This is a genomic window from Tenggerimyces flavus (genome assembly GCF_016907715.1).
GTDB lineage: Bacteria > Actinomycetota > Actinomycetes > Propionibacteriales > Actinopolymorphaceae > Tenggerimyces > Tenggerimyces flavus.
Map to the genome: position 1 here is coordinate 3,064,976 of NZ_JAFBCM010000001.1, position 17,079 is coordinate 3,082,054.

14 protein-coding genes are annotated in these 17,079 nt (G+C 68.8%); 10 read left to right on the plus strand and 4 right to left on the minus strand.

Going from position 1 to position 17,079, the window contains the following annotated elements:
* Positions 1-98 precede the first annotated feature (98 nt).
* From JOD67_RS14385 to ku, 7 genes are all read left to right on the plus strand, one after another.
* Positions 99-590, plus strand: coding sequence for a DUF6912 family protein (locus JOD67_RS14385; protein WP_205117949.1), 492 nt, complete (start codon positions 99-101; stop codon positions 588-590).
* An 82-nt stretch (positions 591-672) separates the two neighbouring features.
* Positions 673-2,445: a glycoside hydrolase family 3 protein gene (locus JOD67_RS14390; RefSeq protein ID WP_307782394.1), complete on the plus strand. Its 1,773-nt coding sequence runs from the start codon at positions 673-675 to the stop codon at positions 2,443-2,445.
* Positions 2,446-2,509: 64 nt separating this feature from the next.
* Entirely contained in the window at positions 2,510-3,844 is a 1,335-nt protein-coding gene (locus tag JOD67_RS14395; RefSeq protein ID WP_205117950.1) for an exo-beta-N-acetylmuramidase NamZ family protein, read from the plus strand.
* 5 nt (positions 3,845-3,849) lie between these two features.
* Positions 3,850-5,598 carry a serine hydrolase domain-containing protein gene (locus JOD67_RS14400; protein ID WP_205117951.1) on the plus strand — a complete coding sequence of 583 codons (1,749 nt, stop codon included), beginning with the start codon at positions 3,850-3,852 and terminating at the stop codon, positions 5,596-5,598.
* Between the two features lie 132 nt (positions 5,599-5,730).
* Complete coding sequence (locus JOD67_RS14405) at positions 5,731-6,672, plus strand: MurR/RpiR family transcriptional regulator (RefSeq protein ID WP_205117952.1); 942 nt, start codon at positions 5,731-5,733, stop codon at positions 6,670-6,672.
* Positions 6,673-6,701: 29 nt separating this feature from the next.
* Positions 6,702-7,640: an N-acetylmuramic acid 6-phosphate etherase gene (gene murQ, locus JOD67_RS14410; RefSeq protein WP_205117953.1), complete on the plus strand. Its 939-nt coding sequence runs from the start codon at positions 6,702-6,704 to the stop codon at positions 7,638-7,640.
* Positions 7,641-7,739: 99 nt separating this feature from the next.
* On the plus strand, positions 7,740-8,660 hold the full coding sequence (gene ku, locus JOD67_RS14415) for a non-homologous end joining protein Ku (RefSeq protein ID WP_205117954.1): 921 nt from the start codon (positions 7,740-7,742) through the stop codon (positions 8,658-8,660).
* Positions 8,661-9,480: 820 nt separating this feature from the next.
* Here ku and pruA read toward each other — a convergent pair.
* Positions 9,481-11,106 (minus strand): L-glutamate gamma-semialdehyde dehydrogenase, encoded by a 1,626-nt coding sequence (pruA, locus tag JOD67_RS14420; protein WP_205117955.1) that lies wholly within the window; start codon positions 11,104-11,106, stop codon positions 9,481-9,483.
* 216 nt (positions 11,107-11,322) lie between these two features.
* On the opposite strand from pruA, the gene JOD67_RS14425 reads away from it, so the two are divergent.
* Together JOD67_RS14425 and JOD67_RS14430 are read left to right on the plus strand one after the other, a co-directional pair.
* The gene (locus JOD67_RS14425; RefSeq protein ID WP_205117956.1) at positions 11,323-12,957 is read left to right on the plus strand and encodes a type 2 periplasmic-binding domain-containing protein; all 1,635 of its coding nucleotides are present in this window, start codon (positions 11,323-11,325) and stop codon (positions 12,955-12,957) included.
* 23 nt (positions 12,958-12,980) lie between these two features.
* The gene (locus JOD67_RS14430) at positions 12,981-14,882 is read left to right on the plus strand and encodes a heparinase II/III domain-containing protein (protein WP_205117957.1); all 1,902 of its coding nucleotides are present in this window, start codon (positions 12,981-12,983) and stop codon (positions 14,880-14,882) included.
* Between the two features lie 138 nt (positions 14,883-15,020).
* Here JOD67_RS14430 and JOD67_RS14435 read toward each other — a convergent pair whose 3' ends face one another.
* From JOD67_RS14435 to JOD67_RS14445, 3 genes are read right to left on the minus strand one after another with little or no spacing between them, the layout of a single operon-like run.
* Positions 15,021-15,167: a hypothetical protein gene (locus tag JOD67_RS14435; protein ID WP_205117958.1), complete on the minus strand. Its 147-nt coding sequence runs from the start codon at positions 15,165-15,167 to the stop codon at positions 15,021-15,023.
* A 32-nt stretch (positions 15,168-15,199) separates the two neighbouring features.
* A complete protein-coding gene (locus tag JOD67_RS14440; RefSeq protein ID WP_205117959.1) occupies positions 15,200-15,733 on the minus strand; it encodes a ribonuclease FAU-1 family protein in 534 nt (177 codons plus the stop codon).
* The gene (locus JOD67_RS14445; protein ID WP_205117960.1) at positions 15,730-16,227 is read right to left on the minus strand and encodes a DUF2505 domain-containing protein; all 498 of its coding nucleotides are present in this window, start codon (positions 16,225-16,227) and stop codon (positions 15,730-15,732) included. The genes JOD67_RS14440 and JOD67_RS14445 overlap by 4 nt, the downstream gene beginning before the upstream one ends.
* Before the next feature lie 124 nt (positions 16,228-16,351).
* Between JOD67_RS14445 and JOD67_RS14450 the strand changes: the two genes are divergently transcribed.
* The gene (locus JOD67_RS14450) at positions 16,352-16,807 is read left to right on the plus strand and encodes a universal stress protein (protein WP_205117961.1); all 456 of its coding nucleotides are present in this window, start codon (positions 16,352-16,354) and stop codon (positions 16,805-16,807) included.
* Positions 16,808-17,079: the final 272 nt, after the last annotated feature.

Here is a 17,079-nt window from a genome sequence, read left to right on the forward strand (position 1 = left end):
CATCCCCGCCATTCCCGGAGGAAGGCGGGGAGCAATGAGAGAACACTACCACGGCGGGGCGGGTGAGGACGGGGCGTGGGTTCCGGGATGCTTGACCCATGCGCGTCTATCTCGGGACCACGCTCGGCGGGTTGGCTGAGGCCGTGAAGCAGGGCGGCTTCGGGCCGGGGCCGCTCGGGGCTCATGCCGTCACGCCCAGGTTGCGGGAGTGGTACGTCGAGGGGGACATCGAGGAGCTCGAGTACGCCGCGCTGAGTGAGGCGGCCAAGGCGTCGCTCAGGCTGCTCGCTGCCGACGACAAGACCCCCCGGCGCAGGGTGGTGGTCGCGGCGGACGTCGAGGACAGCGACGTCCAGCAGACCGCCGACGGGCCCAGGAGTCAGGCAACGGTCGCGCGGGCCATCACGATCCAGCAGATCCAGGCCGTACACGTCGACGAAGAAGACGCCACGGACACCGTCGACAAGGCGGCGAACGCCATCCAGAAGGCCGATCAGGGCGACGAGGACGCGGAGTTCGTCGTCGACGAGGCCGAGGGGTACGAGTTGCTCTGGTTTGCCCGGCAGGAGATTCCGGACCTGCTCCATTGACGCGCCCGGCACGCCGTAGGTAGGTTTCAGAGACGGGGAGTTCGTCAAAGATTACTTTCGGTATGCCCAGCCGGGAGGATCCGTGCCCGTATCTCGCCCCGCCCGACGCACCGTCGTCCTCGGTGCCGCCAGCGCGCTCACGGCGCTTGCCACCGCCAGAACGGCCGAAGCCGACAGCACCGAGCCGTGGGTCCGCCGCACGCTCGCCAGGATGACCGTCGAGCACAAGGTCGGCCAGCTGTTCGTCAACCACGTTTACGGCGCCGCCGCGGACACCAGCGACGGTCGCAACACGGCCGAGTACGGCGTCGCCACCCCGGCGCAGATCATCGCCAAGTACCACCTCGGCGGCATCTCCTACTTCACCTGGTCGGCCAACATCGCCAACCCACGCCAGGTGGCGGCCCTGAGCAACGGCCTGCAAAGAGCGGCGCTCGAAGCGAACGATGTCCCCCTCCTGATCGGCACCGACCAGGAAACGGGCAGCATCGTCCGCATCGGCCCGCCCGCCACCCAGTTCCCCGGCGCCATGGCCCTCGGCGCCACCCAAGACGTGAGCGCAGCACGGGATGCCGCGGCCATCACCGGCAAAGAGCTCGCCGCGATGGGCGTCAACCAGGACTACGCCCCCGTCGGCGACGTCAACATCAACCCCGGCAACCCGGTCATCGGCGTCCGCAGCTTCGGCGAGGACCCCGAGACCGTCGCGCGGTTCATGGCCGCCCAGGTCAACGGCTACCAACGCCAAGCCGGCATCGTCGCCACCGCCAAGCACTTCCCCGGCCACGGCGACACCAGGGTCGACAGCCACACCGGCATCCCCGAGATCACCCACACCCGCGAGGAGTGGGAACGGATCGACGCGGTCCCGTTCAAGCTGGCCATCCAGCAGGGCCTCAAGATGATCATGACCGGCCACCTCGTCTTCCCGGCGCTCGATCCCGCCAAGGACCCGGCCACGCTGAGCAAGCCGATCATGACCGGCATCCTCCGCCACGACCTCGGCTTCCAGGGCGTGGTCATCACCGACGCCCTCGGCATGCAGGGCGTCCGCGACAAGTACGGCGACGACCGCGTCCCCGTCCTCGCCATCAACGCCGGCGTCGACATGTTGCTGCGGCCGCCGAGCTTCAGGGTCGCGTACGAAGCGGTCCTCGAGGCCGCCAAGAACGGCGAGATCACCGAAGCCAGGCTGAACGAAGCCGTCACCCGCATCCTGAGAGTCAAGGCGAGCAACCGCGACCCGTTCGTCGACGAAGCACGCGTCGACAGGGTCGTCGGCATCGCCAGCCACCTCACCAGAGCGGCCAAGACGACCAACCGGAGCATCACCGTCGTCCGCAACGACGCGGCGACCCTGCCGCTCGACAAGAGCCCCAAGAAGGTCTTCGTCACCGGCTACGGAGTCACCGCGACCCAGACCCTCGCCAACGAGGCCACCAAGAGGGGCCACCAGGCCGGCGTCTTCCAGACCGGCACCAAGCCGTCCAACCTCGCCATCGAGACCGCCGTCACCGGCGCGACGCAGGCCGACCTCGTGTTCGTTCTCACGATGAAGGCCTGGGACCTCGAGATCACCGACCCTGAGGCCAGGCAGCAGCGGCTCGTCCACGAGCTCGTCGCCACCGGCAAGAAGGTCGTCGTGGTCGCGGTCCAGGAGCCGTACGACATCGGCTTCCTCGCCGGCGTCGAGACGTTCGTCGTCACCTACGTCCCGACCGTCGGCTCGATCACGGCCCTCGCTCAGGTCCTCTACGGCGAGATCACCCCCCAGGGCAAGCTCCCCGTCACGATCCCGTCCGGCGAGGACCCGGGCGAGGTCCTTTACCCGGCCGGTCACGGCCTTACCTGGTGACGTCACGACCGTTCACCCCGCACACTGCTGACCAGCGAGTACGCCCGAAATCGGAGGACACGTGATGGTTGGGAACGAAAACGCCGGCGGTGCATCCCGCCGGGCGGTGCTCGCGTCCGCCCTGACCGGAGGCGCCGCGATGACGCTCGCGGCGACCAGCGCCAGCCCCGCCCACGCCGAGCCGCAGGCGCAGCGCGGCAGCCAGGGCCACGTACGCCCAGGCGCCGACGTCGCCGCCGCGGCCGACTGGGACATGCTCAAGGGCACCAAGCTCGGCGTCTTCAGCAACCCCACCGGCGTCCTCAAGGACACCCGCCACATCGTCGACGACATGGCGATCGCCGACGGGCTGAACATCGTCGGCATCTTCGGCCCCGAGCACGGCTTCCGCGGCAGCGCCCAGGCCGGCGGCTCCGAGGGCGACACGGTCGACCCGCGCACCCAGCTGCCGGTGTACGACGCGTACGGCGCCAACCGCGACAAGCTCCAGCGCCTGTTCACCAAGGCCGGCGTCGAGACCATGGTGTTCGACATCCAGGACGTCGGCGCCCGCTTCTACACCTACATGTGGGCGCTCTACGACTCCATGGCCGTCTGCGCGAGGCTCGGCATCAAGTACGTCGTGCTCGACCGCCCCAACCCGGTCGGCGGCCGCGCCGATGGCGGCATGATGCTGCCCGAGTGGACCTCCGGCGTCGGCAAGCGCGAGGTCTGCCAGCAGCACGGCATGACGATGGGGGAGCTGGCCCGCTTCTACAACGGCGAGTTCCTTCCGAAGGACGCCGACCCCGGCAAGGCGGTCGACCTCACCGTGATCAAGTGCAAGGGCTGGCGCCCCGACAGCCGCGCCCATGAGAGCGGCCTGCCGTGGATCCCGCCGAGCCCGAACATGCCCACGCCGGACACCGCGCTCGTCTACTCCGGCACCTGCATGTTCGAGGGCACGAACCTGTCCGAGGGCAGAGGTACCACGAGGCCGTTCGAGTTCATCGGCGCCCCGTACCTCGACTACCACTGGGGCGACCGGCTGAACGCGTACGGCCTCCCCGGCATCGAGTTCCGCGAGGCGTACTTCGTTCCCACGTTCAACAAGTACGTCAACGAGGTCTGCGCCGGCGTCCAGCTGCACATCACCGACATCTGGGACTACGAGCCGGTCCCCACCGCGGTCGCGATGCTCGTCGAGGCGAAGAAGTACGACAAGTTCGCCTGGCGGTACGACACGTACGACCCGGCTCGCCCGTACTGGATCGACAAGCTCTCCGGCTCCACAAGGCTTCGCACGATGATCGACGCCGGCGCCACCACCGACGAGGTCATCGGCGCCTGGAAGGCCGAGCTCAAGGCGTTCGACAAGCAGCGCAAGCCGTACCTGATCTACCCGGGCCGGCGGGGCTGACGGCCATGAAGGCCCGCCTGGCAGCAGCCTTCGTCGCCGCCACCGCGCTCGTCCTGGCCGGTATCGTGCCCGCGCAGGCAGGTCGCGGCCAGGACCGCGGCTTCGACGAGCCCTACACCGGGTTCGCGCCTCCGAACACCAAGCTCCGCGCAGCAAGCCCCGAGGAGGCAGGTCTGAACGCCGGGACGTTGACCGAACTGGTCGACAAGCTCAAGGGGTACATGGAGCCGCAGGGCACCCAGAAGCCGATCTACCCCGGCGCGGTCGTGCTGGCCGCCCACGACGGCGAGGTCGCGCTGCTCGAGGCGATGGGCAAGGCGGTCAAGTACACCGACTTCCAGGGCACCGAGCTGCCCGCCGACCAGCAGGTCGCCATGCGTACGGACACGATCTTCGACATGGCCAGCGTGTCCAAGTTGTTCACCTCGATCGTGATCATGCAGCAGGTCGAGAAGGGGCGCATCGACCTCGACCGGCCCGTCTGGACCTACCTCAAGCCGTTCAAAGCGAACGGCAAGGAAGCCGTCACGGTGCGCCAGCTGCTCACCCACACGTCCGGCCTGCCGTCCTGGGTCGCGCTCTGGCGCCTCTACCCGGACAAGGCGTCGCGGATCCACGCGACGCTGACGATCGCCCCGCAGGCGCCGCCGGACACGCGCTACACCTACTCCGACCTCAACCTGATCACGCTCGGCGTCCTCGCCGAGCACGTCAGCGGCAAGTCGCTCGACCAGCTCGTCAGCGACGGCATCTCCGAGCCGCTCGGCATGGTCGACACCGGCTACAACCCGCCCGCGAGCAAGCTCGACCGGATCGCGGCGACCGAGTACGAGTCCGCCCCGCCGCGCGGCATCGTCCGCGGCAGCGTGCACGACGAGAACGCCTGGTCGCTCGGCGGCGTCGCCGGCCATGCCGGCATCTTCTCCACCGCGAGCGACCTCGCGATCCTCTGCCAGACGATCCTCAACGGCGGCCGCTACGACCGGCACAAGATCCTCAGCCGCGAGTCGGTCGAGGCGATGATCACGAACTACAACCAGAAGTTCCCGAACAACTCGCACGGGCTGGGCTTCGAGCTGGACCAGCTCTGGTACATGTCCGGGCTCTCCTCGCCGCACACGGCCGGGCACACCGGCTTCACCGGCACGAGCCTCGTCATCGACCCGATGTCGCGAACGTTCGTCGTGCTGCTCACCAACCGCGTGCACCCGAGCCGCGACTGGAGCTCGGCGACGATGAAGTTCGCGCGGCAGACGGCGGCGCAGTACGTCGCCCGAGCGGTCAAGGTCACGCCCCGCAAGGGCGAGACGGCGTGGTTCTCCGGGCTGGTGGACGCGTCGACGGCAACGCTCACGCTGCCGGTCGACCTGCGCAGCGAGAGCACCAAGCTGACGTTCTCCCAGTTCGTGGAGACCGAGCGCTCCGACTGGCTTACGCTCGAACTGTCTCGAGACGGTGGGACAACCTGGGCTCCCGTTCCGTTCGAGACGCGGTCGAAGGACGGCGCGGAGTCGGCGTACACCGGACAGATCTCCGGTTTCAACGGCCGGGAGTGGCGAACGGTGCGGGCAGACCTCGCCGGGCCGCCTGGACCGGTCCAGCTCCGCTGGCGGTACACGTCCGACACGCTCTACCAGGGCCGTGGCGTGTACGTCGACGCGATCAGGCTCTCCGACGCCCAGGGTGTCCTGGTCGACGGGGAGAGCGAGGCCGAGCGCTTCACCGCGGTGGGCTTCGCCGCGGCCACGCGCTGAAGCGCTTCGACGACAGGCGGTATCCAACCCGTTCACTCGGGTCAAGCGTTGGTGAAAAGTGTTGGGAACGTGATCCTTGCCTACGGCGTTCCGGCGCGTAACGTCGAAGGTACGTGTAATTTACTTACCATCATGCCGAAGAGTTCGAAGGTTCCTGTGGGAGCGGATCCCCTCGCCGAGGGCGTCGTGATCCGCATCCGAGCGCTGTCTCCATCCTTGTCGCCCGCCGAGCAGCGCGTAGCGGCTCTCGTGCTGGAGGACCCGTCCCGCGCTGCGGGACGCACGATCACCGAGCTGGCTCGCGCGGCTGGCACGTCGGAAACGACCGTGATCCGGTTCTGCAAGGCGCTCGGGCTCGCGGGCTATCCCGACCTTCGGCTCCGGCTCGCCGCGGAGTCCGCGCGCGAGTCCGTTCGCGACAGCGAACGAGGCCGCGTCGTCGGGACGGACATCGGCCCGGACGACACGATGGAGCAGATCGTCGAGAAGATCGCGTTCGCCGACTCCAAGGCCGTGGAGGAGACCGCGCGACAGCTCGACGTCGAGCTGCTCGAGCAGGTCGCCGACCTGATGTCGAACGCCGGCCGCATCGACGTCTTCGGCGTCGGCGCGAGTGGTTTCGTGGCGGCCGACCTGCAGCAGAAGCTGCACCGGATCGGGCGGTATGCGTTCGCCTGGCCGGACACCCACGTCGCGCTGTCCAGCGTGGCGCTGCTCGGACCGGGCGACATCGCGTTCGGCATCTCGCACTCCGGGGCCACGTCGGAAACGATTGATGTGCTCTCGGTCGCGCGCCGGCGCGGCGCCACGACGGTCGCGCTGACGAACTTCCCCCGCTCGCCGATCTCCGACGTCGCCGACCACGTGCTGACGACCGCGGCGCGCGAGACGACGTTCCGTTCCGGCGCGACGGCGAGCCGGATCGCACAGCTGACCGTGGTCGACGCGCTGTTCGTCGGCGTCGCCCGCAAGCACTACCGCGAGACCGTGGACGCATTGGAGGTCACGCTCGAGGCGATCGGCGACCACAGGTTGCCGTCCAGCAGGGGGGCCAACCGGGGGCGGCGCAAGTGAGGCGGCTCTCCGACGCGGAGGAGGCACCGATGGCGGTGGTCCGAGTCACGTCGCCGACAGAGACACGCAATCCACGTACGTACGACATCGACCGGCTGTCCACGCTCGAGGTTCTGCGGCTCATCAACGACGAGGACCATCGGGTGCCGGGCGCCGTGCGCGCCGTGTTGCCCCGCCTCGCGGTGGCCGTCGACCTGGCGGTCGAGGCGTTGCGCGGCGGCGGGCGCGTGCACTATGTCGGCGCGGGAACGTCCGGTCGGCTCGCGGTGATGGACGCCGCCGAGCTGCCGCCGACGTTCGCGGCTCCAGCGGACTGGTTCGTCACCCATGTGGCCGGCGGGCCGAGCTCGCTGCTGCAGGCGATCGAGAACGCCGAGGACAACGAAGAGGCCGGCAGCGCCGAGATGGAGGCGTCGGTCAAGGCCGGCGACATCGTCGTGGGCCTCGCCGCGAGTGGGCGGACCCCGTTCGTTGCCGCGGCCCTGCGTACGGCCCGGCGGCTCGGGGCCTCGACGGCGCTGATCACGGCCAACCCGGGCACGCCGGTGGGTGCGGAGGTCGACGTGTTCCTCGCGTTCGACACCGGCCCGGAGGTCGTGGCGGGGTCGACGCGGATGAAGGCGGGTACGGCGCAGAAGCTGGTGTTGAACGCGTTCTCGACCGCGGTGATGGTGCGGCTGGGGCGTACGTACTCCAACCTCATGGTCGACATGGTCGCGACCAACGCCAAGCTGCGCGGCCGGACGCTTGCGATCCTGGCCGAGGCGACCGGGCTCGACGAGGACACCGGTGCCCGCGTCCTGACCGAGGCCGGCGGCGAGCTGAAGACCGCGATCGTGTCGGTGCTCGCCGGCGTCGACCCGAGCGACGCGCGTTCTGCCCTGGAAACGTCCGAGGGCCATGTTCACGCCGCATTGACCGCGCTCGGTGTGGCGTCGAACGCGCAGCGCGAGCGCGAAGCGCAGTAGCGTAACGACCACTTGCCTACCGTCGCGCCGGGCGACAAGGTGGGTTGTTGACGCGCGCCTCTTCCCCGATTGAGCGCGCCAGAGGGCTGGGAGTTGTCCATGCCACAGGCGATTTGGAAGGGATCCGTCTCCTTCGGAATGGTGACGATCCCGGTCAAGGTGTACGCCGCCACGCAGGAGAAGGACATCTCCTTCCGTCAGGTGCACGCCGAGGACGGTGGCCGGATCCGGTACAAGCGGGTCTGCGACATCGACGGCGAGGAGGTGCCGTACTCCGACATCGCGAAGGGCTACGAGCTTCCCGACGGCGGGATCGTGATCCTGACGTCGGAGGACTTCGGCGAGCTACCGTTGCCGAGCCGGCACAGCATCGAGGTACTGGAGTTCGTCCCAGCGGATGACTTCGACCCGATCTACGTGGCGCGTTCGTATTACTTGCAGGCCGAGGGGCCCGGCGCGAAGCCGTACGTCCTGCTGCGCGACGCGCTGGAGAACACCGGCCAGGTCGCCGTTGTCAAGGTCGCCTTGCGCAACCGGGAGTCGCTCGCGATCGTCCGGAACAAGAACGACTCCCTGGTGCTGCAGACGATGCTGTGGCCCGACGAGGTCCGCGACGACGCCACCGTGGCGCCGCCGGCGGACGTCGAGGTGCGGCCGCAGGAGGTCGCGATGGCCGAGTCGTACATCCAGACCCTGTCGACGGTGTTCGACCCGGACCGGTACCACGACGAGTACCGCAAGGCGCTCGAGGAGCTGATCGAGGCCAAGACCGAGGGCCGCGCTGTCGAGGCGGTGGAAGAGGTCGCCCCGGCCGGTGAGGTCGTCGACCTGATGGCCGCGCTGCAGGCCTCGGTCGACGCGGCCCGCAAGCGCCGCGGCGAGGCTCCCAGGGAGGCCCCGGAGGAGAAGGCCCCGGCTGCGAAGAAGGCCGCCGCGAAGAAGGCGCCGGCCAAGAAGGCCGCCGCGAAGAAGACGACGGCGAAGAAGGCGGCCAAAGCTCCGGCTCGCAAGTCCGCCTGAGTCCGCTTGCTGCTAGGTGATTGGGGAAGTTTTGGGGGTCTATGTGACCCAAACCTTCCCCAATCCCTTCCTTGTCTGGTGATGGTCGTCGCTCCAGTCCCACCCGTCACATCCGTATGAGCGTGGAGACTTCTGGTCGCCATGGCGACCAGAAGTCTCCACGCAAACTCGTGAGGTGGCTGGTGTGGGGGTGGCGCGTGATCATGAACGTGATCATGAAGGCGGACAGTGCGTATACGCCGGTTTGGCTTCATGATCACGTACATGATCACGGTAAGGGATAGGCCCGGCTTCATCTGCACCACAAGAGGCCTGGGGCTGGGGCAGGGGAGTTCCCCTGACCTGGGATGGGCGTCTCGCAGGGGCGGCGTCGTTGCCGTCCCCGCCGCACTTTGGCCGGAGCCGTACGGGTCAAGGGGCGAAGCTCGCGAAGCGACGCCATCCTGCGCGAAGCGCCGTCTATGGCGCCCTTGAGGCGTACGGCTCCGGCTAAAACCCTGGCGGGCGGCAAGGACGCAGCTCAGTTCCCACTCGGGATCTTCTCGGCGAAGCTCCCCCGCGGGATTGGTGCTCTCGGGGACTGTGGCGGCGGTCGATTTTGGTGGCCGGTCCGGGGCGCGTCAAGGGCGCCGTTTGGACGGCGCTTCGCGCAGTTTGCAAACGACGTCGCTTCGCGATCTTCGACCCTTGACCCACCCCGGACCGGCCACCTGTTTTTCACGCGCCCGCCCCTGCCCCCGGAACAGGTGTCCCGGGGGAGGTTCCTTCCTGCTGGGGTTTGTTGCCGTGCTCGCGTCGCTTGTGGTGGCCTTGCTTCCGCTCAGGCCATGTGGGGGTAGCTGTAGTCCGTTGGTGGGTTGAACGTTTCCTTGATCGACCTGGGGCTCAGCCATCTGATCAGGTTCCACATCGAGCCGGCCTTGTCGTTCGTCCCACTCGCCCTCGCCCCGCCGAAGGGTTGCTGCCCCACCACCGCGCCCGTGGGCTTGTCGTTGATGTAGAAGTTGCCCGCCGTGAACCGCAACCGCTCCGCCGCTGCGGCGATCGCCACTCTGTCCTGGGCGATGACAGCGCCGGTCAGGCCGTACGGGGACGCCGCGTCCAGCTGGGACACCACCGAGTCGTAGTCCGCATCCTCGTACACGTGCACCGACAGGATGGGCCCGAAGTACTCCGTCGAGAAGATCTCGTCCGTCGGATCTGACCCCACCAACACCGTCGGACGCACGAAGTAGCCGACCGAGTCGTCGTACGTCCCGCCCGCCAGCACCTCGATCGACGGCGCAGCGTGTGCCCGGTCGATCGCTGCCTTGTGCTTGGCGAACGCGCGGTCGTCGATCACCGCGCCGATGAAGTTCGAGAGGTCGGCGACGTCGCCCATCGTCAGGGCGTCGGTCTCCGCCGCGAGGTCGTCGCGGACGCGGGACCACACCGACTGCGGCACGTACGCGCGGGAGGCGGCCGAGCACTTCTGGCCCTGGTATTCGAAGGCCCCTCGCACCAAAGCAGTCCGGAGCACCGCGGGATCGGCTGAGGGGTGCGCGAGCACGAAGTCCTTGCCGCCCGTCTCGCCGACGATACGCGGGTACGAGCGGTAGGAGTCGAGGTTCGAGCCGACCGTGTGCCACAGGTGCCGGAACGTCTTCGTCGACCCCGTGAAGTGGATCCCCGCCAGGGCAGGCGAGGCCAGCGCCACCTCGGAGACCGCGAGGCCGTCGCCGGGTAGCAGGTTGATCACGCCCGGAGGCAGGCCGGCGGCCTCGAGCAGGCGCATGGTGTGGAACGCGGAGAGCATCTGCGTCGGCGAGGGCTTCCACAGCACGACGTTGCCGAGCATCGCCGGCGCGGTGGGCAGGTTGGCGGCGATCGCGGTGAAGTTGAACGGGGTGATCGCGTACACGAACCCTTCGAGCGGCCGGTACTCCACACGGTTCCAGATCCCGGGGGAGGAGATCGGCTGGTCGGACAGGATGCGCTGCGCGAACGACACGTTGAACCGCAGGAAGTCGATCAGCTCGCAGGCCGCGTCGATCTCGGCCTGCTGGATCGTCTTGCTCTGGCCGAGCATCGTCGAGGCGTTCAACGTCTCGCGCCACGGGCCGGCCGCGAGGTCGGCGGCCTTGAGGAAGATCGCTGCCCGGTCGTCGAAGCTCAATGCCCGCCACGCCGGCGCCGCGGCCAGGGCGGCGGAGATCGCGTCCTGGGCGTCCTGCTGGCTGGCGTGCTGGAACGTCCCCAGCACCTGCGCGTGGTTGTGCGGCTTGACCACGTTCACCGGAGCGCCCGAGCCCGAACGCTGCGCACCGCCGATCGTCGCCGTCAGCGTCACCTGCTCGTTGCCGAGTTCCTTGAGGCGTTGCTCGATCCGTGCGCGCTCGGGCGTGCCCGGTGCGTAGGTCAGGACCGGCTCGTTGACCGGCTGAGGTACGTGCGTGACGGCGTCCATGTCGATGCTCCCGCGTGGTCGGCTCTGAGCGTGTTCGAGGGCACGTCCGATCGGGGCGGACCTCTCAGCGCCCATGGTGCCATTCCGGAGCCATGCCGTTCCATCCACCACCATCCCGAACAACGATTGCCAAAACCGCCGGGCTACGGCTATAGCTGGACACCGGCTGGAAGGCGCTTTCCCAGCGCTTCCGGCGACCCAACGGGAGGTGTGCTCATGAGCCCCGGATCCATGAACAGGCGAACGGTGCTGCGCGCGATCGGAGGGGTCACCGCCGCGACCGCCTTGCCGACCCTGCTGGGCGCCTGCTCCGGTGGCCCTGCGTCGAAGCCGAACACGTCGACGTCGAACGCCAAGGTGCAGTTGCCCACGTTCGTTCCGTACGAAGGCGTCAAGCCCGACCTCGCCCCCACGACAGACGGCATCCAGGCCGGTTTCCTCAGCTATCCCGCGGAACCCGTCGCGGGCCTGACGGAGAAGCCCGGCAGCGGCGGCGCCCTGGTGGCGATGGTGTCCAACCCCGGACCGATCCCGCCCGTGAACGGCAACCGCTACCTGCAGTCCATGGCGCAGGTGCTGAACGTCGACCTCAAACCCCGCTTCATCCCGCTCGCCGAGTACACGAGCAAACTCGCGACCGTCGTCGCGAGCGACGACATCCCCGACTTCCTTCAACTGTTGGGAGTCGGCCGCGTTCCCGAGCTGTTGCGGGCGAAGTTCGCCGACCTCACCGACTACCTGTCCGGCGACGCGGTGAAGGAGTACCCGTTCCTCGCCAACCTGCCGACCGAGTCCTGGCGTACGTGTGTCTTCAACGGCGGCATCTACGGTCTGCCGATCCCACGCGCCGCTGTGGGACCGCTGATGTACTACCGCGCGGATCTGCTTGCCGAGAAGGGATTGAACGGCAACCCGAACAGCTTCGAGGAGTTCCGCACGCTCTGCCGCGAGCTGACCGACGAACGCTCCAACAAGTGGGCCTGCGTCTCGCCGAACGGCGTGAAGATCTTCGTGCAGCAGATGCTGGGCGTTCCGACCTCGGACTGGCAGGAGAAGGACGGCACGTTCACCAACATCTGGGAGCTGCCCGAGACCGAGCAGGCGATCGGCGTCGTCGCCGACCTGTGGAAGGACGGGGTCTTCCACCCCGACTCGCTCAGCGGGTCGATCGACGCGAAGACCACGTTCATCGCCGGAACGGTCAGCGTCCACTACGACAACTACACCGCGTGGTCTGGGTACGCCCAGCAGGCGTTGCCGAGCAACGCGGACTTCCGCCTGGAGGGCATGCTGCCGCCGAACTTCGACGGTTCGTCGGAACGCTCGTTGTGGAAGGGCTATCCGTCGTACAGCACCGCCGTCATCAAGAAGGCCAGCAAGGAACGGGTCACCGAGCTGCTCCGGGTCGCAAACGCGCTCGCGGCGCCGTTCGGCACGAAGGAGTACCTGCAGTTCAAGCTCGGCGTCGAGGGCGTGCACTACACGAAGAAGGGCACCGACCCAGCCCCGACCAGCACGGGCACCGCCGAGGTCGCGACCGTGCTGAACTATCTCGCCTCACCGCCCGCGATCCTGTACGAGCCCGGCAACCCCGAGCTCACCAAGCAAGAACACGCCTACCAGCAGAAGGCGATCCCGATCGCGAACCAGTCGCCGACGCTCGGGCTCTACTCCAACACGCAGGGCTCCCAGGGTGCGCAGCTCACCCAGGCGATGACGGACGCCCAGAACGAGATCATCACCGGGCGCAAGCCGATCTCCACGTGGAAGGACGCGGTGCGCGACTGGAAGCAGAAGGGCGGAGACAAGGTCCGCTCCGAGTACGCGGAATCGTTCGCCGCCTCCCAATGACACAAGGACTTATGACCACTTCCATGCTCGACTCCGCCCTGTCCTCCGAACGTCTCCGCGAGCACCTGCCCGAGCCCGGGGCATGGCGGCCCGTCCCCGACGTGACCGACCGTGCGTTCTGGACGGCCGTCCATCCCGCGACGACGGCGGCGATGGTCGACCGTGCCGAGCGGCTGGCTGGCGTGGGGCCATGGCCGGCGTTGCCCGCCTCGTTGTGGCTCGACTTCGCGCGTACGGGCAACCGGATCCGCTACCAGGACCCGTACTTCGCGCGCCGCCGCCGGCTCGCCGCCGCGGTGCTCGCGGCCTGCCTCACCGACGACGAACGCTGGCACGACGAGGTCGCCGACGGCGCCTGGCTGGTCTGCGAGGAGTCGTCATGGTGCCTGCCCGCCCACGACGAGTCGCACGGTGCCCGCAACACCCATGCCCTGCCCGACGTGGACAACCCGACGCTCGACCTGTTCGCCGCGGAGACCGGCGCGCTGCTGGCGTGGACGTACGCGGTGCTCCGCCCGAAGGTGGAGGAACGCGGACTCGGCCAGCGGATCGTCGACGAGGTGCGGCGGCGGATCCTCGTACCGCAACGCACGGTTGACAGCTGGATCTGGTTCGGCCGGCGCGGGCATGTGGGCAACTGGAACCCGTGGATCAACTCGAACGTGCTCGTCTGTTCGTTGCTGCTCGACAGCACCCGCGAGGAGATCGTCACGACGGTCGAGCGCGCGGTCTTCGGGCTCGACGTGTTCGTCGGCGGCTACCCCGCCGACGGTGCGTGCGACGAGGGGCAGCTGTACTGGTGGCGGGCTGGTGCCTCGCTCTCGGAGTGCCTGGAGGTGCTGCGCTCCGCGAGTGGTGGCGTGCTCGACGCGTTCGATCTCCCACTGGTACGGGAGATTGGGCGCTACCTGCACCGCGTGCACATCGCTGGCGACTGGTACGTGAATGTCGCGGACGGCTCGGCGAAGCTCGATGCGGACGGTGCCAGCGCCCATGTCCTGTACCGGTTCGGGAGACGCGTCGGGGACGCCGAGATGGTGGCTCATGCCCGGTGGCTGCGGGGCGACGGCCCGCTCGCGGAGTCGACCACCGGGGTCGGGCGGGCGCTGCTCGCGCTCGCTGACAGCGACTGGGCGTCGGAGCCGTCGGCCGACCCGCCGCTCGTCGCGCAGGCGTGGTGGCCGGACACCGAGCTCCTCACCGCGCGCGAGACGGGCGGGAGCGCCCGCGGGTTGTTCCTGTCGGTCAAGGGTGGGCACAACGCCGAGGCGCACAACCACAACGACGTCGGGACGTTCCTCGTCGCGCTGGACGGTCATCCGGTGCTCGTCGATGCCGGTGTCGCGGACTACACGCGCCAGCACTTCAGTCCGGACCGGTACGAGATCTGGTCACTGCGGAGCGCGTACCACAACGTCCCGCTCGTCGACGGGTACGAGCAGGCACCGGGCAAGGAGCACCGGGCCGCCGATGTGCGCTGCGAGCTCGACGACACCGGGGCGCGCTTCGACCTCGACCTGGCGGGTGCGTACCCGGCCGAAGCTGGCCTGCTGCACTGGCACCGCTCCGTTCGCCTCGACCGGGCTGGCGGGCAGATCGTGCTCTCGGACCGCTGGGCGTTCTCGCGGGTCCCGGGGGACGTCCGTTCGCACCTGCTGGCCTCGGGCGCGCCGGTGGTCCTCGGGGCGGGAGCGCTCGAGGTGCCGACCCCCGGGCGGACACTCCGGCTGAGCTACGACGGGGCAGCGTTGGACGTCGAGGTCGAGCGCATCGACCTCGACGACCGGCGCCTGCGAGGCGCATGGGGAGACCACCTGTGGCGGATCGCGCTCGTCGTCCGCAGACCGACCGCTGACGGGGGCTACCGGCTGGAGATCGGCGCGGGCAGGTCGTGTCTGGCAAATAGCGCCGGTCATCGCGCGTAGCGCGATGGCGCGCGGCGCCCCGCGCCCGGCTGGGCGTGGTGCAGGAGGAATTCATATTGGTTATATGGGTGACGAGGTGCACCGCGTCCAGGCGGGATGTGGGGTGTCGCGCGCCAGGCGATCTTTGCCAGACACGGCCTAGGCGACCGCGACGAGGCCGGGGTCGATCTCGAGGGCGGTGCCGCAGACCGTGCATGCCCACTCGGCGCAGTCGCCGTCGGGGCAGTTCGGGTGCACGAACGCCTGGACCTGCTCGCAGCGCGGGCACGGGTACATGTCGTCCATACGCTCGAGAGTGACACCCAGCCCGCGGTCGGTCAGGACGACACGCCGTTGCCGTCCCAGCTGAGCTCGATGTCGTGCGAACGCAACCACGCCTCGGCGTCGTACCCGTGCGCCGCGATGCCGGCCAGCGCGAGGTACGTCGTGTCCAGCGCGCGCTCGGCGGTCTTGGCGTCGACGTGCCCCGCCTCGTACGCCGCGAGCAGTTCGTCGGTGTCGAGCACGACGGCCTCCCCGCCCGTGCGGACGACGATGTCGAGGTAGTGGTCGACCGTCCGCCAGACCCGCCCGGTCACCGACGCGTCGATGATGTCGATGTAGTGGTCCTGGTGCCGCTCGAGCCCGGGATGCGGGGTGTAGTCGGTGACCCGGAGGCCGAGCTCGGGCAGGATCCAGGACTCGAACGAGGCGATCCGCGGATGCTCGACGAGCGGGCGCGCGACGTACAGCCCGAAGTCCGTCACGCGGAACGACGCCAGCGTGCGCGGGATCCCCTTCGGGTCCACGTTCGTGCCCGCCTCGAGGTCGAACGTCTCGACCTTGGGCGGGTGGATCGCGTGCTCGTTCACCCTCGGGAGGCCAACCACTCCTGGCCGAGGCGTTCTTGGAGCTCCAGCGCGTTCCGAACGGCAGGGGCCGCCGCCTCCTCGATCTTCTTGCCGATGATCGGGACCGACGCCTTGATCACGACCTCGACGACCTGGCGGGTGCCGGTGCCGTCGGGTACGAGCGTCATCGTCCCGCGCATCGTGACCGGAGCCTTGGCCACGTCGATCGAGATCTGGCCGGTCCGGCTCCCGTCGGCGCCGGCCGGACCCCAGTCGATGGACTGGTCGAGGTCGATGCTCTCGCCGACGAGTTTCGTCATGAAGTCCGGGACGCGCGCAGGCAGGCTTTGCTGCGTACGGGTGTTCGCGCCGCCGTTGGAGGTCGGTGTGACGGTGACTGAGTAGCTGAGCGCCGCCCCCGTGCTGACCCACCGAGTGAGGAAGACCTCGTCGGTGAGCATCGCGTATACGGCAGCTGGGTCCGCGTCGTACCTGGTCTCGCGGTGCAGATCCATAAGGGAGATCAAACCCCATTTGCTGCCGTTCGACGACGGTGCCCGGCCGACGAACGGTGAAATCTGGGCGGCAGGTTCCGGCAAAGCCCTGGACAGAGCGTGTTCGACGGGGCACCGTGAGTGTGTGACCCAGTTTCTCGTGGTCGGGGTCGACGACACTGAAGCTGGCAGACAAGCCCTCATATGGGCGCTTTCGGAGGGACGTGACGGTTGGAAGACCGTAAAAGCGGTCTCGGTCTGGAACTACGACTACAACGGCGTCGACGCGTTACTGAACCCTGACGCGGTGCAGGAGAAGACCGCGCAGAAGCTGGACCTGGCGATCAAGGAGGCGCTGGACGGACAAGCGCCGCCGCCGATCGACACGGTGGTCCAGCAGGGCCGGCCGGACGAGGTGCTCTGTACCGAGGCGAGCGGCGCGCGAGCGCTGATCCTCGGCCCACCGGGCTCGAGTCGCCGTTCCGGCCACGTCGTAGCTGGCTGCCTCCGCCGGGCTCCGTGCCCCGTGGTGGTGCTGCCCCAGTCCTACGAGGACCCCAACGGAGGGAGGCACCGAGCCCGCCGCTTCCGCTGGCACTGAGCTTATGGCGACCGCTCGCACGCGTCGGCCGCGGGCGGCCTAGCGGCTTCGGGTCGCGGTGCTCGGCGGCGTCGGGTGGCCCTGCGGCGCCCGGACTGCGGCCTTCGGCCGATGGGGTCGTCCTCGGACCCCGGAAGCCGACGCCGCCGAGCGCGGTGGTTGACGTTGGCCCGAGCCACCCGTTCGCCGAGTGACTCGGGGCGGAGTCTTCGCTCCCACCTCCACCGGGCTGGCCGTTGCGACTATCGTCGATGTGGCGACACATCGACGTG